This window comes from Vibrio sinus, from assembly GCF_023634645.1.
Lineage (GTDB): Bacteria > Pseudomonadota > Gammaproteobacteria > Enterobacterales > Vibrionaceae > Vibrio > Vibrio sinus.
This window is the reverse complement of record NZ_JAMKMR010000001.1, coordinates 216,136-241,908: the sequence shown is the minus strand read 5'-3', so window position 1 is coordinate 241,908 and position 25,773 is coordinate 216,136. Positions and strand designations below refer to the sequence as shown.

Genomic DNA, 25,773 nt, shown 5'->3' with positions numbered 1-25,773 from the left:
CTAATTTACTAAATTCAAATCAATACCTAGTAACTTATTGATAAATTAGAAGTAAGAGTGAATTGGCCGCGAGTCACTAGAAAAAAATGCAATAAAATAATTCGTAAATGTATCAAAATGATGACGTTTAATTGATTGTTTTTGAAAAATTATTTTTCCAACATATTGTTCGGGTAGACGCGTGGAAGCGAGCGGCTATATACATCCGGTATAAATCCCGATATGCTTGCACCCTCATAGTTGATGATGATCGAGTAATTTGCTAATTAAGCAGTTGAATTCATTTGCTTACTTGCAATGTTTGCAAGCTTTCTACTCGGTTAATGTTTTAACCTATTTGAGACAACGACGTGAAAGTAAACATTAAAACTATCTTATTAGCCCTGTTTGTTATCATGATCAGTGGTGGGTTCTTTTTTAACTCATACCATTTGATTTTGAGCTATCAGTAAAAGTTTGAGCCTCCAGAGTGAGAATACTTCACCAAAGGCTCAAAATTGCTCTTTCAAATAGCTTTTCACCTTTTGAATGTGCGCTTCTCTATCAATATCGGTAATTTGATCGGGGGAAAGAAACATTCTTGCATAGGTTTTGTCCACCTCTTTTTCTAGGAAAAGTAGATAGATCTTTGGGTCGATGTGACCTGATGTCGCCATTTTGGTCATAATACCTATCGCTTCCTCTAGGGATTTCGACTTCTTATAAGGTTTGTCGCTCGATGTCAGGGCTTCAAAGACATCGGCAATGGCCATTATTCTCGCTGGGATAGATAAATCATCTTCTGCCAAACCTCGTGGGTAGCCCTGTCCGTCCACTCTTTCATGGTGACCGCTGGCAAATTCTGGAACGTTTTTTAGGTGTTCAGGGTAGGGCAGGTGATCTAGCATAGTAATGGTCTGTATGACGTGATCATTGATGATAAAACGCTCTTCTTGCGTCAAAGTGCCTTTGGGGATCGATAGGTTGTGCAGCTCTCCACGGTTAAACTTAATCTCTCCGGGTGTGAGAATAAACTTCTCGCTCCAATTTTCTTGGGGTAAGTGGCCCGCTGGCCATGGAATGCGATGAACCATTTTATCTGATAGGAGCGTCTCCGTTGTGGGTAAGTTTGCTTGTTGCCCAGCACGTTGGACTTCAAAATCAGAAGTGCCTAGCTGGTCATCCAATGTTCTCTTCCACGTCCTTTGACCAATTTGATTTAACTTTGCCAGGTCGTCTTGTGTCATGGTGTCTTGGCCTTTATTGCATTTAGCGATAAAGGCAAACTCTGCATCGAGTGTCCGATGTAAGCTATCGAGTTGGTCTTTTAGGTAGGATGCGTCTTCACCCTCAGCGACTCCCTGCCAATAATCCACTTCAGCTTGTTTTTTCAGTAATTCGAAGCGCATGCGGACTTCATGAATCCTGTCGTAAACCGTTTCTAATTTCGTGGCTTTATCAATGACATATTCCGGTGTGGTGACTTTGCCACAGTCATGAAGCCAGGATGCAAGCCAGAGGCCTTCCCATTGCTGGTTGGTTAAACCAAACTGAGGAAAGTAGTTATCATCTTCCTGAGCAGCTTTGGTGATAAGCTTGGTCAGTTCAGGGATGCGCTGGCAGTGCTCGCCATTATACGGTGACTTTTGGTCGATTGCTGAGGCGATTAACTCAACAAAGACCTTCAACAACTGCTTTTGCTGCTGTATTTGATCTATGTTCTCTTTAGCGATCTCGGCAAAACTGAGTAGCTCTTTTAAAAAATCGTGTTTATCAAGTTGTTCCAGAGTGATCGGACGTTCGTAGCCAAGCAGTAGCACTCCAACCAGTAACTTTTCCCGATTAACTAAAGGAAACATATAGATATCTGAATTGTAAAGTTTGTCCTCATAGCGAGTGAGAACGTTATCGCTATTGTTTAAGTGAATGACTTCTCCGGTCTTGAGTTGATTACTAAGCCATGCTGTATTGGTGAGTAGCTCATTGAGATCGATTTTAAATGGAATGATGGCGTGGTTTGCTGAAGACTCAAAGCGATTGTTTTCCTTTTTATAGGTATATAAGACAATGGTCTCTGCCTTGGTCACAAGGTAGCTTTGACGGGTGATGGTTTTGGCTAGCAGTGAAAAATCTTGGTTGCTGGCTGTATCTCGCAATAACCGCAGTAAATCATGCAGCGTGTGCTCCATCAGCTCGATGGAACGGGTTAGGTTGGCGACTTCTTTAATGTGACTTTTTGGGTAGCGAGCCTTTTGGAAGTCAAATCTTGTAATATTACTCGTCGACCTTACCAACGACTGTAATGGTTGAGCAATTTTATTCGCAATAAGCCAGACGACGACACAATAAATAATCAACATAGAAACGGCGACAGAAACCTGTTTATCTCTCATCAATAGCAGGTTAGCGAGAAGGTCGGAACGAGGCGTCGCTTCAGCGAGAAATAAACGAACATTTTTGTTGAGTGAAACCGGGGTTAATGTGACAGACCAAGGTTCGCCCGCATAGGTCACCATTTCATACAAAGGTGTTAGGCTGGTGCGATTGAGGATGCTGCTAAATACATTCTGTTTGAGTCGCGCCGATATGTTCTGGCTGGAACCTTTTTCACCCAATCCGATTTGGTGGTATGCCAGTACTTTGAAGTTGCTATCGAATAAGACCAATTTAGAGCTTTTCGAGTAGCCAATATTGGCGATTTGATCCGACAGTGATTGGAGTGTGAAGTCAGCTCCCACCACCGATTTATTGTCATAAGAGCGTTTGGAAAGTGTGACACCGTGGGTTTTGAGAAAGTAAAACAGATAAGGATCAGTGAGTCGAATGGAGCCGTCAACTTCTGCATTGGTGTACCAAGGGCGAAGTCGGGGGTCAAACTCGTTGTCATTGGTTTTTTTGTAACCAATGCGATTTAAATTGCCATCGAAATAGTAAAATTCATTGAGGCCGGATACGCGAGTATAGTTTAGCAGTAAGGTTGCCTTGGCTGGCGCGCCAAATCTTTCTCTTTCTTTGTTCGTTTTTAACGGGCGAAATAAGGTGAAATTTCCTCTATCGCTACCATAAAATAAGGCAACCAGGTTGGCGTTGCGTTGAAACCTTAAGCTGATGCTGGCAAGCCATCGTTTTTCTTTAACCGGCGGGTGGATTTGGTCAACGATCGGGTTAAATGCCATAAAATCTAATGTGGTTAAGATAGGGTTAGCCGATTGACGAAACGCTGATTCAAGCTTGAGGCTATTTTCTTTGCTTAATTCTTTTACGCTGCCAGAAAGCAGGTCTTGCGAGTGTTGATAGCTAATAGCGATAAGAATGACACCAATTAATGTCGTCAAGACCAAGAATAAACTAGTGATATGTATACTTAACGAATACCGCCTTTTTTTCATGGAGTCTCCATAGTTGGGCTAACGACGTCTTTCGCTATAAGTATTGTTCAATCTATTAGGGCGTGTTGACCTTTTGCGACTATTTTTGCAGCGCCTTGGCGTTATTTTATGCTAGGCAGTGTTTATGCCGTGTAGCCATCTACACAAATAAACGCTAACAACGCAGAAAGTGACGCCAAGGCGTTGCCCGAAGGGTTCGATTCTAAGCCTTTTACTCTTTGTTACAGGCTAATTACTTAGAATGCTAAGCTACTTAGCCTGCGCCGCGATTAAAAGGCTTAGAATTCGAACAAAATTTAGCCTCAAAAGGTCAACACGCCCTAGCGATGCAAAAATGTTGGGTTTTGAATTAATTCTGGGGGAATTGGGAAGGAAAAACGGAGGCCAAGTCATGAGCTTTGGCCTCCACTAGGGACTTTGTTTATAACACGGTGAGCACTTGCTCTCTGGCTAAGCGAGATTTTGGTAACTGCGCGTTGTAGTCTTCTTCTTTATGGTGATAGCCGATGGCTAGAGCCACATCACATTGATACCCACCAAGCTCGTCTTTAAAGAGTTCACCAATGAGCTCGCTGTCAACTCCTTCCATTGTGGTTGAGTCTATGCCTAGGCGCGCGAGTACGTGCAAAGTATTACCCAGAGCAATATAGGTTTGAGCTTTGGTCCAAGTGGCATTGTTGCCATTTTCATCGGTGTTGAGCTCTGCAAATGCGTAGCCACCAAACGCTTGCTCACGCTGCTCTGGGGCGGTACGACCATCTTCAATGCCTTTATCTACCACTTTGGCATAGTCGTCACGGGTATAACTTGGGTTATGAGCAAACAGAATAATGTGTGAAGCAGCTTTAATATGCGGCTGATTAAACTGATGCTTGTTGGCAAACGTATCGTGCATGCGCTGCTTTGCTTCGTCGCTCTCGATAACAATAAACTTCCAAGGTTGAGAGTTGATTGATGAGGCAGAAAGGCGCATCGCTTCATAGATGACGTCTAAATCTTGTGGGGACACACGTTTGTTGGCGTCGTAACGTTTTGCTGTATAGCGCTGACTTAGGTCAGCAATAATTGGATGAGTAGACATAGTATTTTCCTAGTATTAATTTGCTTGATTCGTATGAATAATGAGTTTGCCGAAGTTTTCGCCATTGAGGAGACCAATAAAGGCTTCAGGTGCCTTGTCTAGGCCTTCTATCACGTGTTCTTTATATTGGATTTTTCCTTGTGATAGCCATTCCTGCATGGCTTGAGAAAACTCGTTGTATCGGTGGCCGTAGTCATCGAAAATGATGAAGCCTTGCATTTTGATACGCTTGATCAACAGTGTTGCCACAAGCGATGACATGCGATCGGGGCCATCTGGTAGTGAGGTTGCATTGTATTGGGAGATGAGCCCACAAACTGGAATACGCGCGCCAGTGTTAAGAAGAGGAAGAACGGCATCGAAGACCTTCCCACCGACGTTTTCGAAGTAGATATCAATCCCGTTTTCCGCCGTCGCCGCAAGTTGTTCAGCAAAGTCTGGTGCTTTGTGATCAATACAGTGGTCAAATCCAAGATTATCGATGGCGTATTGGCATTTTTCGCTTCCGCCAGCAATACCAATCACTTTGCAGCCCATGAGTTTACCAATCTGGCCGACGATGGAACCTACCGCACCGGTTGTGGCTGCAACGACCAATGTGTCGCCTTTTTTCGGTTGACCAATATCCATAAGGCCCATGTAGGCAGTAAAGCCAGGCATTCCCATCACGCCTAACGCGTAAGAGGGCTGAGTAGGGTTTTTTCCTAGATTAATGAGGCCTTCACCGTTAGATATGGCATAGTCTTGCCAACCTGAATAGGACAGAACCCAGTCTCCGACAGCGAAATCATCGTGTTGAGATTGCTCCACCTGAGCAACTGTACCGCCGACCATGACATCATCTAACTTTACAGGCTCGGCGTACGATTCTGCATCATTCATTCTGCCACGCATATATGGGTCTAACGATAAATAGATAGTGCGCAACAGAATTTCTCCACGTTGGGGAGAAGGAATATCGGAGTCTTCTAAACGAAAGTTGTCCGTTGTAGGTTGTCCGCTTGGTCGAGAAGCTAATACAATCTTGCGATTCGTGTTCTTCATGAGTTTTCCTGTTATTTGTATTAGACCAGTCGTCTAGTGTGTGTTTCAAAAAATCCCGCCATGCCGGCGGGCGATTTCGTTGTGAGATAGACAGTTTAACTTGGTGCCAATAGGCCCTTTGTCGTTTCTAACGCTTGCTCTAATCCAGATAAATCGTTGCTGAGCTTACTGATTAAGCTAGCACCTAACCACAACTGGTACAGAGTTTGTGCGGTAACGAAACTATCTTGAGGTGAAATTTGCTTTTGCTTAATGCCATTTTCAATGCATTTTCCAATTTCAACCATAATCTTATTTGCGCCCTTACGAAGTGCTTCACGCATTGGGTCGGATAGATCAGATACTTCAGCTCCGAGCTTAACAATGAGGCACTTATGCGCATTGCAAGTACCATCTACGACTTCTATCCAGCCCGCAAAATACCGAACGATATTGTTCAAATAATTGTCGCTGTCTTGGTGCAGCTGAGTATCCAAGCGTTTCATATATTGATGAAAATAATCTTGGATCAGAGCTTCGCCAAATTGCTCTTTGGACTTAAAGTAGTGGTAAAACGAACCTTTCGGTACTTCTGCCGTTTTTAGTAACTCTGACAAACCCATACGGCTAAAGCCTTTAGTTACCACTATTTGGTATCCAATGTCGAGTATGTGTTGTTTTGTATCAGTTGTTTTTTTGTTCATGGAGGTACTATAGATAAAAATAGACCAGTCGTCTAGTTGTTTTTTTGATCTATTTTGACGTTTCATTCCAGAGATGTTGTCAATTCTTATCGATTGTGTCCCGAAATTAGAATCTACTCATTAACTTACGTTGAAAATACCCTATACCTATAAGAGGAAATAATCACTATGGGCCAATAAATGTTAACGCTGAACTTTCAAATTCAAATCCACTCCAACATTGATCTGGTTTGGAAGGTGATAACGCAATTAGAGTATTATCAACTTTGGGCTCAAGCCTTTTCTCCTGATCCGGTATTTCAGGGGAGTTGGCTTGAAGGAGAAGAAGTGATCTTTTTTGACCCTTCATTAGGTGGAACGAAAGCGATCATAGATAACATTGAGCCCGGAAAACTTGTTGAATACCATCATGTCGCGATTTTTAATCCAGAGCATATCCAAGATATTGACAGTGATGTTGCAAAGAAATGGATCGGTTGCAAAGAAAAACTGGAATTGGATCAAGATGGTGAAAATGTCTTACTAAGCGTAACCGTAGAAACTCACCCGGACTTCTCCAGCATGTTTAATAATAGCTGGAATGCAGCGCTTCCAGCTATTAAGTTATTGGCAGAGCAAGAAAAAGCGTAATTTCTCTACTTGAACGAAACTTGGGTATAAAGCATTAAGAGCGGCGCGCCGATATATTCTTCGACTCTAGAGTCGGATTATATTTGAGTAGCGCCATGCTAATTAACGCACCAATCGTAGTACCAACAAACGGCATGACTAGGTAATCCCAATTCCACGCTTTCGTTGCAAATGCAACAGCTGGGTTTAATACACCAAAAGAAGCATTGTGAGAGATGGTGATACCGATCAAAAGAGATGCACCCACTATGACTCCGATTAGACTTTTCTCTAGCTTAATATATAACGTTGAGAAAACTCCAAAGGCAAAAAACGCAGCACCTAGCATCTCTCCGACACCAGTAAATTCATTGGCATGAGACGGAATAAGCCAGGTTTCTTGTCCGGCAGGCACATACAAGCTGATCATAAGATACGCTAAGTAACCACCAATAAATTGAGCAACGATATATTCGAATAGCTTTGTTGCAGAAATTTGTTTGGAAACGAACATAGCAAAAGAGATCGCTGGGTTGATGTGACATCCAGAGGTGTTGCCAATCAAATAAACAAATAACCCTAACGTAATGGCTGCGGCTATTGGTGTGGCAACGGGGAAGGGCGTATCTGGTGTAAGTGTGATGAGTACAATTGATGAAAGTGCATAAGTACCAATCAACTCCGCAAAGAAAGGCCTATTTACAAAAATCTTCATAATAAATCCCTCAAAAAGTAACATGTGTAATTTGTCAATATTTAAGGGTGACTCAGTTCAGATGTAACGACTATTAAGTCACTCCGTATTTCTCTTGGTAAATATAATTATTCGAATGTGTAAATAATGTGGAAGAGAAGTATTAATAAGGAGTAGTTTGTATTTAATCAATAAGAGGATTTTATGTAAGCAATAAACTTTTAGGGAGCATAAAATACACGTATAATTATTATTTTTAATGATAGGGGTTTTTGTTAGTGAAATATTTTGCAGGGGTTCTGGTGGCCGCCATGAGCTCAGTTTTGCCTATATGCAGCAATGCTTTCGAAGTTACCAATACAATGTGCATACAGAAAGTGACGGATGGCCAAACGTTGGATGAAATAAAAAACCCATTCATTCACCAAATGGAATTCAAGTCACAGCTATGTAACAGCGGTAAACTATCACTGTCAGTATATGGAAATAACAACTATCAGCGTGTAATGCATTCATTCAATTCTAAAAAGCCAATGAGAATCACTTATATTTGTGCAACTAACGCATGTGAATCTTGTATTTTAGTTGAGATCGATAAGCTCCAGTGAATTGTTAATACTCTTCTCTGGAGCTTATTAATTACTTGCTCGTGGCGGCATCCACTAAATACATAATGGATTGATAAGTAATACCACTATGGTGGGACAACCCGATTTCACAAGTACGGCTATTACTGAACCCTTGTGTACAACCTTTGGGCACTTGTTGCTTTAAGCTTGAAAGGGCAGAGCGGTTTAATTCTGGGGTCATAAAGCCTTTATCTCCGGCCCATCCGCAGCAATATACATGTTCTGGAACGACCACTTCCTTGGCGCAAAGCTGTGCTAGGTTTACCATCTCGTCAGCCAGCCCCATCCTCTTTGAACTACACGTGACGTGCAGCATGACAGGCTCATCAATGGGCGTAACTTTTAACTTGCTTACCAAATGAGCACAGATAAATTGTGTTGGCTCGTAAATATCAAGTTGCTTTTTCAGGCGCTCCAAGACGGATTTCACACATGGGCTAGTGTCAAATAAAACAGGTAATCGACCTTGGTCAGACGCTTCCCATAGCCGTTTTTCAAGTTGCTGAAACTTGCTATCAGCGAGTTCATTCATTCCTTTGCTGTCGAAAGGCATACCACAACAAAGCTGTTGAACTTGTTCGGGAATAATAACCTCATACCCCGCCTTCTTAAGAACCGAAAGCGTCACCTGAGTGAGTGAACGTTGATCTTTGGCAGAGGTGGACTGGCCCAAACTTCTACTGACACAAGAGGGCATATAGACAACGGTGGGTTTATCAGAAAGCGCCTTCGAAGTGGGGCTAGATGGAAGTCGGTGCGAATTAGCGCGTGGGTATTCAGGCATCCAATAAGGGGTAGATCCTTTGGTTAGTTTTCTAACGCCGTTGACTGATGATTGCATCATACGGTCCCCGAACATTCTTCGTAACACCGAGTTGGATGAGAGGGCAAACTTTGTTGAAGCACTGACAAACCCGATATGATTTGCAGACCATTTTGCGATTGGAGTAAATTTACTGTATTTGTTGCTGCGAAGAGATTTGATTAGCTCTCCCGTATTGATGCCAACTGGGCACCGCTCAGCACATAAACCAGTTGCTGCACATGTATCTATGCCTAAGTATTCAAATGAATCTTGTAAACTCTGGTGTGGTAAGTTATCGGACTGTCGACGACGTAACTCACGATACAAGACGATACGTTGTCTCGGTGTCAAGCTAAGAGACTTAGATGGGCACACGGGCTCGCAAAACCCACATTCGATACACCTATCAACAATGGGATCTGCCTCGGGCATTTGTTTCAGATCTTCGACATGGGCATGTGGGTTCTCATTAATTATTACACCAGGGTTTATCAGTCCGTCTGGGTCGAAAATGGCTTTTACCTTCTTCATTAGCTCATAGCCATCTTTCCCCCATTCCAATTCGACATAGGGCGCCATATTTCTCCCTGTGCCGTGCTCGGCTTTGAGTGAACCTTGGTATTTTAACGAAACCAGTTGAGCAACGTCGTCCATAAACTGTCGATACCGTTCTACTTCACTTTCCTGCGCAAAACTTTGCGTGAAGATGAAGTGCAAATTGCCATCCAATGCATGGCCAAATATGATGGCTTCAGAGTAGTGGTACTTGTCAAACAGGGCTTGTAGATCGCGTACGCCATGGGCTAGGTGTTCAACTGGAAAAGCGACATCTTCAATAATGACCGTTGTCCCAACATCTCTAACAGCTCCAACTGCAGGGAATAGCCCTTTTCTCATCGCCCAAAGTGACGTGACCACTTTTGTATCAGTGGTAAACGGCACGGACTCTACGATTTCAAATCCCTCGAGTTTTGTTAATACTGCTTGAATATTGGTGTCAAGTTGGCGGCTGGACTCAGCGTGCGTTTCTATTAGTATCGTGCTGGCTTCTTGGTTGAGTGACTTGATAAAGCTGGGCATACCCTCTTTGTCTGCAATGGATTGTAGAGCTCGCCCATCCATTAGCTCCACAGCTGCGACTGGGCTTTGGGAGATTGCGCTCACCGCGAGGCTCGCTTGTTCAATATTTGCGAACACAAACAGAGAGGTGGCTTTATCGGTATGTTCGACAACGGTGTTATAGGTGATCTCTGCGATAAACCCAAGTGTGCCTTCAGAGCCAATCATTAAGTGTTCAATGATATCGGTTGGGTCTTGGTAATCGACTAACGAGTTAAGTGAATACCCTGTTGTATTTTTTAGGCGATACTTATGTAGAATTTTTTGTACAAGCGAATGATTGGCGTTGGTTTCTTGGTGAAGCTGATTGATGCCTTCGATAATATCGGGCCTGGCCACATGAAAGTTCGCGATACTTTGCTCACAAGACGTGTCGAGTAAAGTCCCATCGTTAAGAACAACCTTGATACTCTCGACGGTTTTGTATGTGTTTTGCGCCGTTCCGCAACACATACCACTGGAGTTATTGGCGGCTATGCCACCTATTTTGCAAGCGTTTATTGAAGCCGGGTCTGGACCTATTTTACGTTTATACGGTGCCAAGTATTTGTTGGCATCGGCACCGATGACCCCAGGTTGTAGGGTGATTTTTTCACCATTTTCAGATATTTTGTAGTCTCGCCAGTTATCGTCTAAAGTAATCAGCACTGAGTCGGATATGGCTTGACCAGACAAGCTGGTCCCAGCGGCTCTATATGTGAATGGTAGGTTGAGTTTTCGACACTGTTTTATCGAAAAAATCACCTCATCTAGTGAACTTAGCCTGAGCACTATCTTTGGTATCAGTCGATAGAAACTTGCATCGGTTCCATAGGCTAGCCTTTTTTCTTCTTGAGTCACTATCTGATTCGGTTGTAACTGACTAAGAAGATTTTTTTCTAAGGTTGTATATGGTTCATCGGGCTGGGGGTTTAACATGACTGCTCCATGCTATTCGCTTGTTTTTACTTTTTCGCCGAGCTTCAACATAATATGCTCGCCAATGGCTATCGATGATGTGGCTGCTGGTGAAGGAGCATTACAAACGTGTAAACTTCGGCGAGATTCAGCAAATAAAAAATCATGCACTAATGAGCCATCTGACATGACGGCTTGGGCGCGAACTCCGGCTGGATGTGGCTGTAGCTCGTCGAGGGAAATCGTGGGGCAGTACTTATGTACCAATTTTAAGTAGCCCTTCTTGCACCAAGAGTTCTTGTATTCTTTTAATCCGGTGACGAAATGTTTTAACGTTGCTCTCCAAAAACCGGAAAACGTCAGCATTTCCCATGCATCATAAACACTGAAGTTTTTATCCCCGTAACCCTCGCGTTTCCAGCCTTGCACGGCATTTGGGCCGACCGTGACACTACCGTCGATCATTTTAGTAATATGCACACCGAGAAACGGTAAATCTGGATCAGGGATGGGATAAATTAGATGGTTGACTAGGCTATTGTGATGCTCTGCCAGTTTAAAATATTCTCCTCGATAAGGAATGATTTGAAAGTCTATGTCGATATCGAGCATTTTTGCCACTCTATCTGACATCAACCCTGCACAGGTGATTAAAAATTGGCTGCGTATGGTTTTTGTATTTCCTTGCTCACTTGCTGCGATAGTTATCCAGTCTTCACATTCATTCAAGCTGGTGACTTCAGTATTGAGAAACACTTCACCACCCATTTCAATGAAGCTTTCTGCAAGCTTCTCACTCACCACTCGAAAGTCAACAATACTTGTCGCTTCAATATGGAGTGCACTTTCGCCTTGAATATTGGGCTCCAGAGCTTGTAACTCAAGCTTATCAATTTTGCTGACTTTGATACCGTTGTCCAAACATCTTTGATACAGCCTGTTCATTCTCTCTAATTCTATCTTATTCGTGGCAACCAAAAGCTTGCCGCAGTTTTTGATAGGGACCTGGTGTTGTGTACAAAACTGTTTCAGGAGCATGTTTCCACGCTTGCATAGGTCGGCTTTTAAGCTTCCAGGTGTGTAGTAAACTCCGGCATGTATCACACCACTATTGTGTCCAGTTTGATGGCTTGCTAAGGACGATTCTTTTTCAAGTAGTGCGATCCTTCTTTCTGGGTATTTTTGAATGAGCTGCCACGCGGTTGCAATGCCGACAATACCTCCACCAATCACAATAAAATCAAATTCTTCCGGTGCTTCTACAGGCATTGATGTCTCCCTTTAACTGTGATGTAACCACAGTGCATGAAAATATTTTCAAGTGCAACTGCAACGGTATGAATCGTACGATATTTGCCCACTTAGGCCCGATTTCGCGTCAAATCACTTAAAAGATTACAAATTACGTATACACTTGAAAAGTCGTAGGAAAATTATAAATGAATGGAGGTGGGAATGGCGATACAAAGATTGAGTTCAGAGCAACTCTATCATAGTGCAGAACTTGAAAAGTTGCCGTGTAAATCGACCAAGGAACTGGCTCCTATCGATGAGATTGTTGGACAGGAAAGAGCCCAGAAGGCAGTAGAGTTTGCCATGTCTATCAAGGAGAAAGGCTACAATATCTACGCGATAGGGCAAAATGGTCTAGGCAAGCGTACGATGATTCTACGTTACCTGAACCGACACAAGCACGACCATGACAATTTATACGATTGGTGTTACGTGGCGAATTTCAGTGATATGAGAACGCCGCGTGTATTGAAGCTTCCATGTGGTGTTGGTAGCCAACTTAAGCAAGACATAGAAAAATTGATGACCAAATTGGTGAACGCGATTCCTTTGGCCTTCGATAATGAAATGTACTACTCCCGTGCCGAGAAGCTAAAAAACCAATTGGCTAACAAGCAGCAAGCTGAGCTAGATCACATCAGTAAGGAAGCGAAAGAAAAAGGCATCAGTTTAACGTTGACCACTCAGGGTGATTACCAATTTGTCGCGATGAATGGTGAAGAACCGCATACCGAAGAGAGCTTTGATGTTCTGTCGAAGAAAGAACAGGAGTATTTTGGCGACACTATCGATGAGCTGGAAATTAATTTACGCGGTATGGTCCGCCAGTTAACGGAATGGGAAGAAGCCTACAGCGAAAAAATCAAGAAGCTCAATAATGAAGTAACACTTGATGTCATTACCCACTTTATCAAGCAGTTGAAATCGGACTACTCGTCTTATTCTGAAATCAAATCCTATTTAACCGAACTGCAAAAAGACATCGTAGATAATGCTGATATCTTCTTGGATGAAGGGACTGAACAAGGAGAAGTCGCTACAGCATCACTAGACAAAAAAGTACCACGTCGTTACAAAGTTAACGTACTGGTAAGCCGTGAAAATCAAGACCTACCTATAGTGGTTGAAAACAACCCAAATTATCACACTCTATTTGGTTCCATTGAGACCGCCACATATAAAGGTACGGTGTTTACGGATTTCTCATTAATCCGTCCAGGAAGTTTACACAAAGCCAACGGCGGTGTTTTACTTATGGACGCCATTAAAGTGCTGGAACAACCTTATGTATGGGATGGGTTAAAAAGGGCGTTACGCTCTCGCCAGTTGAGTTTTACCTCTCTAGAGAAAGAGCTTACTCTAACGGGCGCAGTGTCACTGGACCCAGAACACATACCATTAGATGTAAAGATTATCTTGTTTGGAGATTATCGAACCTACCAGCTACTTCAGCATTATGATTCTGAATTTAGCGAGCTATTTCGTGTTACCGCTGATTTCGAAGAAGACATGCCAAGAACGGCGGATTCAGAGTTGCATTATGCTCGGTTTATTTCCAGTATTGTTCATGATAACAACATGTTGCATTGCGATCGTAAGGCGATTGCACGCATAATCGAACACAGCTCTAGAATTGCGAGCGACCGAAATAAGCTTTCACTTCACTCGGCGCATATTTCGATCTTGTTACGTGAGTCAAACTACGTAGCACGCCAAGCCAACTCAAACATGATTCGCCTGAATCATGTACAAGAAGCGTTAAGCAATCAAGAAATGAGAGTAAGCCGCCTCCAGGATAATGTCATGGAGTCGTTTATAAATGGGACAACCTTGCTCCACACTGAAGGGTGGGCAGTAGGCCAGGTCAACGCTCTATCTGTGTTAAGTACCAGTGACCATATGTTTGGCTTGCCGAATCGCATCACGGCAACCACTTCTTATGGTGACGGCGAAGTCATAGACATTGAGCGTAGCGTAGATTTAGGCGGCAGCATTCACTCTAAAGGGGTGATGATACTCACGGCTTACTTATCTTCGGTATTTGGTAAAACGGCAAAAGTGCCACTTACTACTACGATCACGTTTGAGCAATCTTATGGTGGCGTTGATGGTGATAGTGCGAGTATGGCGGAGTTCTGTGCCGTCGTATCGGCCTTTTCCAAACAGCCAAATCGACAAGATATCGCCATCACCGGTTCGATGAACCAGTTTGGTGAGTCGCAACCCATTGGAGGGGTGAACGAGAAAATCGAAGGCTTTTATGATGTCTGTAAGATAAAAGGACGCACTCACGAACAAGGCGTCATTGTTCCTCGGTCAAATATGCATAACTTGATGTTGCGCTCTGATATCGTCAAAGCGGTAGAAAAAGGCGAATTCCATATTTGGGCCATTGATCATGTCACTGAGGCGATCGAGATATTTACCGGTTTGAAGGCTGGTGTGCCGAGCGAAGAGGGGACGTATCCGACGGATACCCTTTTTGGCATTGCCCAGGCCAAGTTGAACGCGTTGCGAAAATAATCCTGTGTTATTTTTTAGAAACAAGGGCCAGTTTATCTGGCTCTTTTCTTTCCTCGTCAAATAATATCGAAGCAATTTGACGAGCATTGGCGCTACTCAACATGAGTTCACTTTGTTGTTTTAGAGTCTCTATATCAATAGACTTTTCGAATAACACGCACTTTAGTTCACTTAAATAGTTCGCTTCCTGAACCACGACACCAAGAGGTGTACTTTTTGATGACTGGGAGGTTTGAAAAGCCAGTGCGACGAGTACGGTTTCAGGTAATTTCCAGAAGCGAGCAATGGAAAGGGTGACTATAGTGTCATATTTGTGAATGAGCTTTTTAAATTCACTTGAATTGTGGCTGGCATTAGGGTCGACATGACGGAAAGCTTCAAGCATGAGTTGGAAGATGACCATTCTCCCCAAATTTCGAATTAAACCGATGAAGTAAGCGATAGCTTCTTCATGCTCTAAATCCGTATCTTTGACCAATTGTTTAGAAAATTCGGCAGTCTGGAGGCTGTGTTTCCAGATATTTTCTCCCAAATGACGCCAGTAAAGGTTAAATGAAGGGGTAAAGTTTTGAATATAGGCGTTAATAACACCTTCGATAAGCCCCTGAGCTCCGATATTCATAAAGGCCTTTTTGAGATCCGCGACCTGCCTATCGCTGCGACTGTAGCGTGAGCTGTTTGCTAGCTTAATCACATCCGCGGCCATGCAAGGCTCAGACTCGATGACTTCAAGCAAAGCATCAATGTTAAACTCTTCATTCTGAAGTTCAGTAATCAGAGTTGTCACTGATGCGGGCATTACGGGCAACTCATTGAGAATGGTTTCTGGTGAAACCAAAATTCGCTCAAGTAGGCCAGAAATATAGTCACTGAATGGATCGGTATCGGAATCAAGTGACGACTCACCAAATAGGTGATCAAGGAAGGCCGTATCATGCGCGTTCATGACAATATCGTCTAAGGGCGATATTGATTGCCGCTGAAATTGAGTTGGCGCGATATTGTGGAACTGTTTTTTTTCTGAATCTGAGGAAGCGTTAAATAAAGCGTCCAAGACTTTTTTAAACATTTACTCGCCTTTACATGCTGATGATCACAATTATCTTGAATTGATCCCGAGAGGTTTAACTGCTACTGCAGTGGTCTTAGCATCTTTTTCACTTCTGATTACTATAGAAGCAAAGTCAGGTAAGCGAAAGAATTCGATATCGCCTTACAAACAAGTTTAGGGTTTGCTCCCACTCTTTGTCGTTCAAATAACAACGCGATTGCTCGGCTGGCTTCTAGAGACAGTGGTATGTTGACAATTCATACTTTCCCCTGATGGTCACCTATACTAGTTACAGTGATGGGATTGTTGGTGTTTTTGCAAGGGATAGCAAATGGGTGTCGTTAATCAATATGTAGCCAAAATGCCAATGTGGCTGGCTATCGTCATGGCTTTAGTCAGCTTCCCAGCCCTATCGAATCAAGTTGACGCCGACCAACAAACTGCCTCTCCTCATGTGGTCTTCATTAACCCAGGTTCAAAGGAGGATCCATTCTATCGATTGGTCGATCGATTTATGCGAGCATCCGCTGAAGACTTGGGTATTCACTTAGAAGTTATTTATGGTTCAAGGAATCATATTTTAAGTAAGAACGAAGCGTTAAAAGTCCTGCTTCGAGATAAGCTCCCTGACTATATATTTTTGATTAATATTAAAAAGAACATGTTGGATGTGATTCCTAGAGCGAACCAACAAGGTGTAAAAGTGTTTATGTTTAATGGTGGTTTGCTCGCTGAGGATAGGGAAAAATATGGCTTTCCCGAGAGTAAATACCCTAACTGGATCGCCGAATATGTGCCAGATGAAATACAAGCAGGCTATATACTTGCTAAGAACCTTATCGATAAAGCGCTTGCGGAAGGGTTAACTGATAAAGATGGCACGCTTTATATCGCAGGCATTGGGGGCACGAGAAAAACCACATCTGAGCTTCGAATTGAAGGCCTTCGCCGCGCTGTGTCGGAATACCCAAATGTAAAAATAGTCAAACTTGCTTACGGCTATTGGGAGAAAGATAAAGCGAAGTTTATTGCTGAGCAAGTGCTCAAACAAACGCCTAAACTCAGTGTAATTTGGAATGCCAGTGACGGGATGGCCTTAGGGGCTGCAGAAGCCATTGTTGGTATGGGGAAAGTGCCGAATAAAGATGTGTTAGTGGGGGGTATCGACTGGGCAGCTGTGGCTGTTGATGAGGTTAATAAAGGAACTCTTTCATCTACGGTTGGTGGTCATTTTATGGATGGTGGCTGGGGGATTGTCATGGTTCATGATTACCACCGAGGGTACCCCATCCAAAACGTATTGGGTCAATCGAAATTTTCAATGCTAACTGATGACAATGTGGCTGAGTACATCAAGTATTTTGGTAAGGGCGATTTCAGCGGCATCGATTTTAAACGGTTCTCAAAAGCGCATAATCCAGAGTTACGGATCTACGACTTTTCTTTAAAAAATATACTGAATCAACTTAATTCTGCCCAATAGTGGTGTTTTCTTTACACTATATACCCGAGTTACCTCAAGATGTGAGTTTCAGCGAGATAGATAAGGCTTCAATGCTAGGCAGGGGTGCGAGGCATAGTCATTCTACGTCGAGCATCCCTAACAACGCAGTGAAGCCTTATCTACTCGCCCTTTGGGAGCGATGTGAGTGGCCCACTTTCGCGTCAAAGGCCTTTGAAATGGATGGCCATTCCTGCAGACCTTTTCCTTAAATTGGGCCACTCACATCGCTCTGAATCCTGCATCTTGAGATAACTTGGGTATATACATAGATATTTGGTTGACAAAACCTCAATTTATCTCGACTATCACACCTTGTTTAATATACCCGAACCACTTCAAGCAATTCGAGCCTATTTCTATTAGGTGCTTGAGTCTCGTTGTAATACGCTATTAAATGTAGGTCACCCATGAATACAGTACGCTTTGGCAACATATTAGCTGCTCTTTCATTTGTTGCGTGGGGATTAACCCCACTGTACTACCAATTCTTACCCAACGCTTCAACTGAAGAAATGTTGGCCGTTAGGATTATTGCCTCAGTCCCTTTGTTGGCACTACTAACGCTGCTACTTCGTGGTAGTTGGCCGAATATCAAACAAATTATCGCTGATAAGAGATCGTTGTGGTATGCCTTTTTAGCGAGTCTGATTTACTGTGTCTCTTGGTATACCTTTACTTGGGCAATTACCAATGAACATGTTTTGCAGGCAAGTTTGGCCTTTTTCATTAGCCCAATAACTATGGTGGCCTTAGGTTATTTTGCTTATCGCGAGCCTATTTCCCTTGGTAAGTTTTTGGCGGTTGCCTTTGCTATCGTAGGCGTCATGTATCAACTCGTCTTGTTCGGTCATGTGCCTTATCTGGCATTAAGCATGGCAGTTTGTTTCACTATCTATAGTTGGTTCAAAAAGAAAATATCCTACAGTTGGGAAACAAGCTTGTTTGTCGAAGCGTTGACCTTAGTGCCGTTCGCATTGTTGTTTTTGCTGTATAAACAGCACAATACTGGTTTGGAATTCACAGAATCAGGCTGGGGAACTGCTATGCTGTATCTGGGCGCAGCGCCAGTGACTATTTTGCCGTTAGCTTTGTATTCGATGTCTATGAGGATGACGGATATGTCCAATATTGGCCTCATGCAATACATTGAACCTTCGTTGCAGTTTTTACTTGCTGTTATCGTTTTTGGAGAAGCGTTTGATTATGTAAAAGCGGTCAGCTTTGGATTCATTTGGATAGGTTTATTATTTATCATTGTGGAACCACTTATAAAAAAGCGGTTATCGTACATGAGGTAAACTGGTTTTTCAGGATATAGAATGGCGCTCTGCTAAAAAGTTAAGGAATTAACAATTAATAATTGAGACTTTTTCAGACTTCGGTGTCTAAACAGACTCAGGAGCTGGGTATAGTAAATAAGGAATAGTGGGAGGCTGAGGTATGAACGAAAATTTTAAAATAATAGTGTTAGTATCGGTGCTTATGGTTGCATTAGCAGGGTGTCACTTACCACCAAATCATGGGCCGAAGCCTCATAGGCTAGCCAGTACCACCCCAGTTGTGCACTCTGAATTGCCTTAACAAATGTTCGCACATAAACAAAAAGTCCATAATGAATCTCTTTCATTATGGACTTTTTGTATAGTGACTCAGCTACAGCTAATCAGCCTTCAGTCGTACATTGCGCTTGAGCAATTTTGAGGATCTCCAGCACTTTCAATATTTGGATACTGGTCTTGTTTCTTGGCTTAAACTTCAAAATTAATCGTCCTACAAAGGCTAGTTTCTGAAGTCTGTTACCCATAGAGATAAGTGCTTGCCAGTCTTGATCATCCACTTTCCCTTTCCAAAGGAACAAGGCACTGATTATGGCACTTTGCGATATTGATTCGATTCGGTGCAGATCCATCAGCAACAAGAAGATATCGCGTGCTTTCAATTTAGAGTTTGCCTTTAATGTGGCTTCCTCAAAATCGATGAGCTGAACTTCGTTTTCATCGTTTACGAGAATATCTCGTAATGCAGGTCTACCGTGTGCAATATTATTGGTGTGTAATACTGAGAATATTAGTAGCAACTGCTCAATCAACTGTTCATTAATTAAACTAGGATCAACCTGTTCAAATGGAGTCCCCGCATCTAGGGTAATGAAGTAGTCGTCATTTTCATCAATAATATTTGGAACAGGAAAACCTTTCTCTTTAAGGTGAGAAATAATGAGTTTTTCATGCTCAAATCTATCTTCTGGAGTGAGCAGCGCATTGGTCTTTAAAAAAGACAGCGATTCTACTTTCGCTATTAGAGATGAAATGTATCGCACGAAATTCGACTTATTTTCGCCACACACTTTAACCCAGTAAGTTGTATTATCCTTAATAAGCTTGTAAACACCGGCGGTGTTATTGAGCGCAATTTCGTCCGCTGACTCCTTTAACGTGTTTATATCTGACATATTCTTATTTTCTTCTGATGCCCATATGCTCTGAACGTGGAAAAGCACACAGCAATAAATACTTTACGAACCAATTGGTTAGCATTTTGGCGAATACGTTGACGCAGCTGTCTATTTGGTCCAGTTAACGCTATATCGATAGTGTCATTAATGTGTCAAAAATAAGCGATACTATACTCGTCAGTCGAAGCTGATTCATTACTTACTAATATGAATCCTGTCACTGATATTTTATTTTGGACACTGTTCAATACAGCCTATTTGCAACGAATCCTACCGATTTTGATGTCTTCAGTCAATGGAGAATCGTCTATTAATCTGAGACTTTACTTTTGTGAACTAATTGTTAATTAAACGTATATTGTGGCGTTGTTGAATAAAGTGAACAGATTTAGCCTTAATTTCGAATAATACCCTACCATTAGTGCATATTTACCCTGTTCATCGACACGACTAAATATCGTCTATGCTAATTGAGAGAGCAAAGGTAAGGAGAACGTCGATATGTTTGTGAGTAGCATGAGTAAGGTGATACTGGGGACCATCATCATTTCAAGTTGCTTATTGAGTTCTGCTAATGCCCTAACCATTTCCACTCTTGAACTTCCACCGTTTTCAATGAGATTGCCCAATGGTGACATTGGAGGTCCGGTGATTGAAATTGTTCGAGATATTTGTGAAGAAATGGATGAAAAATGCCAGTTTGATTTGCTACCGAACAAACGGCTTAAGCACCTAGTCCGCACTGGTGAAGTCGATGGCGGATTTCCATATGGTTGGAACGAAGCACGGGCAGAGTATTTGTATTATTCGGTTCCCTTACTGGAAACTGAGTATGGGTTATTTATTTCGGGTGATAATGATAAGGCGATTAATGGTCCTGCCGATCTTCAAGGCCTGACTTTAGGTGTTTTCGGTCCCAAAACCAATATGTACCATCGTTTAGATGAAGTGAGAACACAAATGGTTCGAGATGGCTTAACGCCATTCGATATTCATGCGAGCAAAGATTTGACCGGAGAGCTGGTTAAAATGCTAGAGCTACATCGAATCGATGGTTATTACGTCAACAAAGCGGTCGGCTACTTTCGTGCTAATCGGTTTGAGGCGCAAAAGCTAAAGTATGCTTGGAAGCATATGGAAATTCACTATTTTGTCGTGTTTCCCAAAGCCACTACAGACGTAGAGGTGGTGAGGAAGTTTAACCAAGCGGCGCTTAGAGTGATCACAAAAGATGGCTATTTAGAGAAAAAATTGTTTCCACTCAATATTTCTCCCCCTCCGTTGACGGACGAAATATTCACGAAATACGATGTTATCAAGTAGTGATGAGCGAGCGATGAGCAACCTAGAATGGTCAGTTTCTCATCACTGCGCTGTGTTGACGCTTTTCTAGCGCTCTGTTGGCTTGGACTACTTTTTGAAAACCAGCACGAAGTTTAATGGCACCTGATTTGAAATCTTAATGCCACCCACAGCATTGGATAACTTTGCTAGGTTTTCAGCAGGAATACCAAAACTTGCAGCGTTTATGATGACTGGTGAATAGGAGCTTGCCATCACATAGTCATCACCATCAACGATCACCACTGGAAAATCTATTGGAAGCGTTTTGCCGAACCATGTCACCTTGGCTGGGACACTAAGTTGTTTTGGCGATTTAGTCAGATTGATGTTTCCGGCTATTTGCACGCTTGGATACTTGGCTGTTTCAAAAAACATCTCTTTGAGGCGAGTATCTCTAATTGGAACCCCAGTTTGTACGCTATTTAGGTCAACAGTGATTTGAAATGTGCCTTTATCATCAAGTGTACCCGCTAGTTGGTTAATCGTTGCAGATTCGACGATGTACTGCTTTTTTATTGTCGCAAAATTTATTGATGAGAGCTTCGGGTCCAACTGATACTTATCACTGGAAAAAGAGCTAGTAGAAACGAGCGCCGCAGCAAGGCCTATGAATGAAAGCAACTTCTTCATCGTGTAATCTCCCTATTGAGGTAACTTGGTTATATTACGTAATCCTTTAAGTCCTGGTACGTTAACAATATTTTAAACTATCGTTTGTGTAACTTTTCACAATATTTAAACCCAATGCCTATTCATAAATTAAATGATTTACGGGCATCGTTTAATTATTCTTATTAACACCATGTTGTTAGGTTGTTATCTTTTTTCTTGCGGCAAGAATAGGTCATACGGAGATGATTATGCTAAAGAAAATATCAATACTAACCATGGCGGTAATGGGTATATTGTCTACCCAAGTCTATGCGTCCAATAACCCAGAAAGTGCCAAAAATATCGCTGATTGGAGAAAAACGGGAACACCTGAAGAACAGCTAAAGGCGTTGGTGAAAGTGACCCCGGGTACGCATCACTGGATGCCAGAGATTGCTTATCGATACCAAAGCTTTTATTGGGCAGCCAAACAAGAAAAATGGGATTTTGCCAAATACCAAATAGAGTCAATGGAGAAAATGATGAGCAGGGTTGGAAATGCAAGGCCAAAGAGAGAGCCCACCGCTCAAAAATTTAGTCAGGCCGTTTTTCCTGTGGCGTATAGGGCAATAGAATCTAAACAATGGGCGAAAGTGCAACAAGCCACCTCGATAATGGCTGGCCAGTGTAACGCTTGCCACGCGGTTAACAACTACCCATACATAGTAATTCCCCCCGTTCCGACAAAACCAAACAGTGTGGTCCTAGGTTACCCAGAATAAACTAACCAGCTTCATTCTCAGTCAATGTGCACCAAAATGGTGCTGCACCATGAGAGCGACGATGCTTGTTTAGCTTAAGTAATGGATTAAATATCATTAATAATCATAATGATGAGTGTTTTTCTTAGCATAAATCTTGGAGCGGCTTTTGGTTTGGCTCGCTAATTGCTCTCAACTCCCTGTCAAACAGTATGTATAAAATAGTCTACTGATTCACGGAAGTTACCGAACCAATTCGGTTATTGTTTACAACTGAGCGACATATATAAAACACAACATAAACATACTAGGACATACGGACATAGTTTGCTCTGAATGAGCAAACGTGAATGTGCAAAATTACACATGCAAGGACGCAGTACTCATATATGGGAGTTAGAGCATGTACAAGAAAAAGATCGCATCATGTATATTATTGGGTGCAGGTGCTGTCGTAGCGTCAACATCATCTTGGGCGGCAGAAGTGCCAGCGGGAACCAAGCTTGCTAAAGTTCAAGAGCTAGTGCGTGGCAATCGTGCAGAGCCCGCTACGCTTGACCCGGATTTGATCGAAGGCATACCGGGAGCCAATGTGGCCAATGATCTTTTTGAAGGGCTGGTCACGTTAGATGCCAACGGCAATACCATACCTGGCGTTGCATCGAGTTGGGAAACAAAAGACAACAAAACCTATATATTCCATTTAAGAAAAAATGCAAAGTGGTCCAATGGTAAACCTGTAACGGCTCAGGATTTTGTTTTTTCGCTACGGCGAGCCGTGGATCCTGCAACAGCCTCACCGTATTCTTGGTATCTGGAAGAAAGCAACATCGCCAATGCTTCCGAAATTATTGATGGGAAAAAAGATAAAGATACATTAGGCGTGAAAGCCTTAAACGCTCATACTCTCGAAATTACTCTGGCTTCACCACTACCTTACTTTGTCAAAATGTTGGTGAACAGTGTCATGATGCCGGTTTATCCTCCTGCTATAAAGAAATGGGGTGATAAATGGACGCAACCAAGCCATATGGTGTCAAATGGGGCTTACGAACTAGAGAAACGAGTAGTTGGTGGGCGCATAGTATTGAAGCGCAACCCGTATTACTGGAATAACAAGAACACTGTCATCAACAAGGTCACCTATGTGTCTGACACGGAACAAACGTCGGCCATGAATCGCTTTTTGGCGGGCGAAGAACAAATGACGTATTCCATGCCTATTGATCAGTTTAAGCGATTGCAAAAAGAACACCCTCAAGACGTTAAAACAACAGGAAGCTTAGCCGTTTATTATTACGGGTTAAATAACACCAAAAAGCCTTTTAATGATGTGCGAGTTCGTAAGGCAATCTCATATGCTATAGATCGTGATATCATTACCAAAAGCATCTTAGGGCAAGGGCAGATACCTGCTTACAACTTAACGCCTGACATAGTCGCAGGGTTTACACCAATTACCCCAAATTGGGAGAAAATGAGCCAAGAAGAGAGGGTAGAAAAAGCGAAAGCGTTTTTGAAAGCCGCAGGTTATGACAAGGCTCATCCTCTATCTTTCTCTTTGTTATACAATACATCTGGCAACAATAAGAAGATAGCCACGGCCATTCAAGCGATGCTGAAACAAGAGCTCGATGTTCATGTCACTTTAGTGAATCAGGAATGGAAGACCTATCTGCAAACGTTAAGCCAAGGGGACTTTATCGCTGCTCGTCAATCATGGTTTGGGGATTATAACGAACCTTCTACGTTCTTAAACTTGATGACGACAAGTAACGCCGAAAACGATTCTAAGTATCATAACAGCCAGTATGATGCATTAATATCGAAAGCTATGACGGTCACCAATGACGCAGAACGCAATAAACTTTACCACCAAGCTGAACAGCTTTTAGCTCGTGACATGCCGGTAGCACCGATATATCAATATGTCACAGCACGTTTGGTGTCTCCTTCGATTGGTGGCTACCCAATGCACAATGCCCAAGACTATATATACACCAAGAACCTGTATATAAAAGCTAAGCAATCAAGTTGATTTGACTTCTTGTTTAGTATCGGAAAAGTCACCTCCACATAAGAGGTGACTATATTTGAGGTTAGTCAATAGTTTTGGACTCAAAATAGGCTTGTTTAACAGCCATGATTTTTTGATAGCTTTCCTCGATCTGTTTTCGTGCCGTTGGAGATGATTTCGCCAGTTCATAAATGGCATTAAATGCGATTTTTGCATCGGCATAAGGGCTGTGGCCTTGTGCGCCCCCAATCAAAATAATATTGTTCCCGGCAAGAACTGCTTTTTGTATCGCAGTTTTAATCTCATATTTATTGGTGATCGCTTTAGCGTCCATATTATCGGTGATAATCAGCCCTTTGAAGTGTAGTTGTTCTCTCAGTAATCCGGTCACAATTGGATAAGATAGGCTGGCAAGTTGACCTGTATTGTCGAGCTTCCTATTCACAAGATGGGTAACCATAACAAATTGGCATGGGTGTGGGGTTGAGAGCAAATCTTTGTATGGAATTAGCTCTTTTTTTGACCAGGTTTTGGTGACATCTACCGAGTTGAAATCGGTGTTACTTGAAGCGCTACCTAAGCCTGGGAAGTGCTTTAACGTACACATAATTCCAGCGTGATGATACCCAGTAATCGCCGCTTGAGCCATGGTTACCACTCGTGGTACTTCTTTACCGAAGCTACGTTGGAGTTTTCCAATCGCTGGATTATTAGGGTTGATATTCAAGTCGACGACAGGAGCAAAGTCGAGGTTGATACCAGACGTTTTGAGAAGCTTCCCTTGTGTGTAAGCTTGGTATTTTGTGAGAGGAGGGAAGTTGGTGGTTCCTAGCTGTTGTTCGCTGAAATTTGAGAAAAATCGAAATCCTTTCTTCGCTTTTAGGTTAGAGATAAGGCCACCTTCTTGATCGGTTGCGATAAATAATGGTGGGAGTTGATTCTGCTTCGCCTGTTGCTGTAAATCATGAGTCAGCGTGCGAAGTTGGCTGGGGCTGGCGATGTTTCTTGTTTTACCATCTTGGTGATCAAATAGAATGACGCCACCGTAGCCGTATTTTGGCATCTCTTCAACTATAGGAGAGTGGCTATTGATGGATATTCCATCGAAGCCTACCATCAACATTTGCCCAATCTGAGTTTTTAACGATGGTGTAGAAGACGCTAAGCTGGGTGCGCTGATGGAAAAAAGCGCGCTGAATAAAAGTGAAACTTTTAGTGTAGTGAAGCTGAGTTTGGGTGTTGAATGCCCCATTGAAAATACCTCTTACTCTCGCAAAGAAAGAAACCATGAAAAAGACAGCACAA

Annotated in this window: 18 protein-coding genes; 7 read left to right on the top strand and 11 right to left on the bottom strand. The window is 42.6% G+C overall.

All coding sequences use genetic code 11. From position 1 onward, the window contains the following. Nucleotides 1–491: 491 nt before the first annotated feature. The 4 genes from M9194_RS00945 to M9194_RS00930 form a co-directional block, all read right to left on the bottom strand. Complete coding sequence (locus M9194_RS00945; protein WP_250610380.1) at nt 492–3,368, bottom strand: HD domain-containing phosphohydrolase; 2,877 nt, start codon at nt 3,366–3,368, stop codon at nt 492–494. A gap of 421 nt (nt 3,369–3,789) precedes the next feature. Continuing rightward, on the bottom strand, nt 3,790–4,449 hold the full coding sequence (locus M9194_RS00940; protein WP_250610379.1) for an NAD(P)H-dependent oxidoreductase: 660 nt from the start codon (nt 4,447–4,449) through the stop codon (nt 3,790–3,792). Nucleotides 4,450–4,464: 15 nt separating this feature from the next. Next, the gene (locus M9194_RS00935) at nt 4,465–5,493 is read right to left on the bottom strand and encodes an NADP-dependent oxidoreductase (protein ID WP_250610378.1); all 1,029 of its coding nucleotides are present in this window, start codon (nt 5,491–5,493) and stop codon (nt 4,465–4,467) included. 95 nt (nt 5,494–5,588) lie between these two features. Then, nucleotides 5,589–6,176, bottom strand: coding sequence for a TetR/AcrR family transcriptional regulator (locus M9194_RS00930; RefSeq protein ID WP_250610377.1), 588 nt, complete (start codon nt 6,174–6,176; stop codon nt 5,589–5,591). A gap of 180 nt (nt 6,177–6,356) precedes the next feature. On the opposite strand from M9194_RS00930, the gene M9194_RS00925 reads away from it, so the two are divergent. Then, the gene (locus tag M9194_RS00925) at nt 6,357–6,806 is read left to right on the top strand and encodes an SRPBCC family protein (protein ID WP_250610376.1); all 450 of its coding nucleotides are present in this window, start codon (nt 6,357–6,359) and stop codon (nt 6,804–6,806) included. Between the two features lie 34 nt (nt 6,807–6,840). Here the strand turns inward: M9194_RS00925 and M9194_RS00920 are convergent, their stop codons facing one another. From M9194_RS00920 to lhgO, 3 genes are all read right to left on the bottom strand, one after another. Next, nucleotides 6,841–7,500, bottom strand: a complete 660-nt coding sequence (locus tag M9194_RS00920) for an aquaporin (RefSeq protein WP_250610374.1) — start codon at nt 7,498–7,500, stop codon at nt 6,841–6,843. 618 nt (nt 7,501–8,118) lie between these two features. Beyond that, nucleotides 8,119–10,950: an FAD-binding and (Fe-S)-binding domain-containing protein gene (locus M9194_RS00915; RefSeq protein ID WP_250610371.1), complete on the bottom strand. Its 2,832-nt coding sequence runs from the start codon at nt 10,948–10,950 to the stop codon at nt 8,119–8,121. Nucleotides 10,951–10,962: 12 nt separating this feature from the next. Then, a complete protein-coding gene (gene lhgO, locus M9194_RS00910) occupies nt 10,963–12,198 on the bottom strand; it encodes an L-2-hydroxyglutarate oxidase (protein WP_250610369.1) in 1,236 nt (411 codons plus the stop codon). Nucleotides 12,199–12,384: 186 nt separating this feature from the next. On the opposite strand from lhgO, the gene M9194_RS00905 reads away from it, so the two are divergent. Next, on the top strand, nt 12,385–14,745 hold the full coding sequence (locus M9194_RS00905; protein ID WP_250610367.1) for a Lon protease family protein: 2,361 nt from the start codon (nt 12,385–12,387) through the stop codon (nt 14,743–14,745). 7 nt (nt 14,746–14,752) lie between these two features. On the opposite strand, the gene M9194_RS00900 is transcribed toward M9194_RS00905, so the two are convergent. Beyond that, a complete protein-coding gene (locus M9194_RS00900; RefSeq protein WP_250610366.1) occupies nt 14,753–15,814 on the bottom strand; it encodes an HDOD domain-containing protein in 1,062 nt (353 codons plus the stop codon). A gap of 313 nt (nt 15,815–16,127) precedes the next feature. Here M9194_RS00900 and M9194_RS00895 point away from each other — a divergent pair, with 313 nt between their 5' ends. Both M9194_RS00895 and rarD read left to right on the top strand, forming a co-directional pair. Continuing rightward, entirely contained in the window at nt 16,128–17,279 is a 1,152-nt protein-coding gene (locus tag M9194_RS00895; protein ID WP_250610365.1) for an ABC transporter substrate-binding protein, read from the top strand. Between the two features lie 428 nt (nt 17,280–17,707). After that, nucleotides 17,708–18,598 (top strand): EamA family transporter RarD, encoded by an 891-nt coding sequence (rarD, locus tag M9194_RS00890; protein ID WP_250610364.1) that lies wholly within the window; start codon nt 17,708–17,710, stop codon nt 18,596–18,598. A 365-nt stretch (nt 18,599–18,963) separates the two neighbouring features. On the opposite strand, the gene M9194_RS00885 is transcribed toward rarD, so the two are convergent. Beyond that, entirely contained in the window at nt 18,964–19,752 is a 789-nt protein-coding gene (locus tag M9194_RS00885; protein ID WP_250610363.1) for a BUD32 family EKC/KEOPS complex subunit, read from the bottom strand. A gap of 504 nt (nt 19,753–20,256) precedes the next feature. Between M9194_RS00885 and M9194_RS00880 the strand changes: the two genes are divergently transcribed. Then, nucleotides 20,257–21,078 carry a substrate-binding periplasmic protein gene (locus M9194_RS00880; protein WP_250610362.1) on the top strand — a complete coding sequence of 274 codons (822 nt, stop codon included), beginning with the start codon at nt 20,257–20,259 and terminating at the stop codon, nt 21,076–21,078. 87 nt (nt 21,079–21,165) lie between these two features. Here the strand turns inward: M9194_RS00880 and M9194_RS00875 are convergent, their stop codons facing one another. After that, the gene (locus tag M9194_RS00875; protein ID WP_250610361.1) at nt 21,166–21,729 is read right to left on the bottom strand and encodes a YceI family protein; all 564 of its coding nucleotides are present in this window, start codon (nt 21,727–21,729) and stop codon (nt 21,166–21,168) included. A 230-nt stretch (nt 21,730–21,959) separates the two neighbouring features. On the opposite strand from M9194_RS00875, the gene M9194_RS00870 reads away from it, so the two are divergent. Beyond that, on the top strand, nt 21,960–22,472 hold the full coding sequence (locus tag M9194_RS00870; RefSeq protein ID WP_250610360.1) for a hypothetical protein: 513 nt from the start codon (nt 21,960–21,962) through the stop codon (nt 22,470–22,472). A gap of 382 nt (nt 22,473–22,854) precedes the next feature. Next, nucleotides 22,855–24,489 carry a peptide ABC transporter substrate-binding protein gene (locus tag M9194_RS00865; RefSeq protein ID WP_250610359.1) on the top strand — a complete coding sequence of 545 codons (1,635 nt, stop codon included), beginning with the start codon at nt 22,855–22,857 and terminating at the stop codon, nt 24,487–24,489. A gap of 61 nt (nt 24,490–24,550) precedes the next feature. On the opposite strand, the gene M9194_RS00860 is transcribed toward M9194_RS00865, so the two are convergent. Next, nucleotides 24,551–25,720: a glycoside hydrolase family 3 N-terminal domain-containing protein gene (locus M9194_RS00860; protein WP_250610358.1), complete on the bottom strand. Its 1,170-nt coding sequence runs from the start codon at nt 25,718–25,720 to the stop codon at nt 24,551–24,553. Between the last annotated feature and the right edge of the window lie 53 nt (nt 25,721–25,773).

Bases quoted from the DNA above. Each gene is read 5' to 3' on its own strand.
- M9194_RS00945 (WP_250610380.1), bottom strand. From the start codon at position 3,368: ATGAAAAAAAGGCGGTATTCGTTAAGTATACATATCACTAGTTTATTC.
- M9194_RS00940 (WP_250610379.1), bottom strand. From the start codon at position 4,449: ATGTCTACTCATCCAATTATTGCTGACCTAAGTCAGCGCTATACAGCA.
- M9194_RS00935 (WP_250610378.1), bottom strand. From the start codon at position 5,493: ATGAAGAACACGAATCGCAAGATTGTATTAGCTTCTCGACCAAGCGGA.
- M9194_RS00930 (WP_250610377.1), bottom strand. From the start codon at position 6,176: ATGAACAAAAAAACAACTGATACAAAACAACACATACTCGACATTGGA.
- M9194_RS00925 (WP_250610376.1), top strand. From the start codon at position 6,357: ATGTTAACGCTGAACTTTCAAATTCAAATCCACTCCAACATTGATCTG.
- M9194_RS00920 (WP_250610374.1), bottom strand. From the start codon at position 7,500: ATGAAGATTTTTGTAAATAGGCCTTTCTTTGCGGAGTTGATTGGTACT.
- M9194_RS00915 (WP_250610371.1), bottom strand. From the start codon at position 10,950: ATGTTAAACCCCCAGCCCGATGAACCATATACAACCTTAGAAAAAAAT.
- lhgO (WP_250610369.1), bottom strand. From the start codon at position 12,198: ATGCCTGTAGAAGCACCGGAAGAATTTGATTTTATTGTGATTGGTGGA.
- M9194_RS00905 (WP_250610367.1), top strand. From the start codon at position 12,385: ATGGCGATACAAAGATTGAGTTCAGAGCAACTCTATCATAGTGCAGAA.
- M9194_RS00900 (WP_250610366.1), bottom strand. From the start codon at position 15,814: ATGTTTAAAAAAGTCTTGGACGCTTTATTTAACGCTTCCTCAGATTCA.
- M9194_RS00895 (WP_250610365.1), top strand. From the start codon at position 16,128: ATGGGTGTCGTTAATCAATATGTAGCCAAAATGCCAATGTGGCTGGCT.
- rarD (WP_250610364.1), top strand. From the start codon at position 17,708: ATGAATACAGTACGCTTTGGCAACATATTAGCTGCTCTTTCATTTGTT.
- M9194_RS00885 (WP_250610363.1), bottom strand. From the start codon at position 19,752: ATGTCAGATATAAACACGTTAAAGGAGTCAGCGGACGAAATTGCGCTC.
- M9194_RS00880 (WP_250610362.1), top strand. From the start codon at position 20,257: ATGTTTGTGAGTAGCATGAGTAAGGTGATACTGGGGACCATCATCATT.
- M9194_RS00875 (WP_250610361.1), bottom strand. From the start codon at position 21,729: ATGAAGAAGTTGCTTTCATTCATAGGCCTTGCTGCGGCGCTCGTTTCT.
- M9194_RS00870 (WP_250610360.1), top strand. From the start codon at position 21,960: ATGCTAAAGAAAATATCAATACTAACCATGGCGGTAATGGGTATATTG.
- M9194_RS00865 (WP_250610359.1), top strand. From the start codon at position 22,855: ATGTACAAGAAAAAGATCGCATCATGTATATTATTGGGTGCAGGTGCT.
- M9194_RS00860 (WP_250610358.1), bottom strand. From the start codon at position 25,720: ATGGGGCATTCAACACCCAAACTCAGCTTCACTACACTAAAAGTTTCA.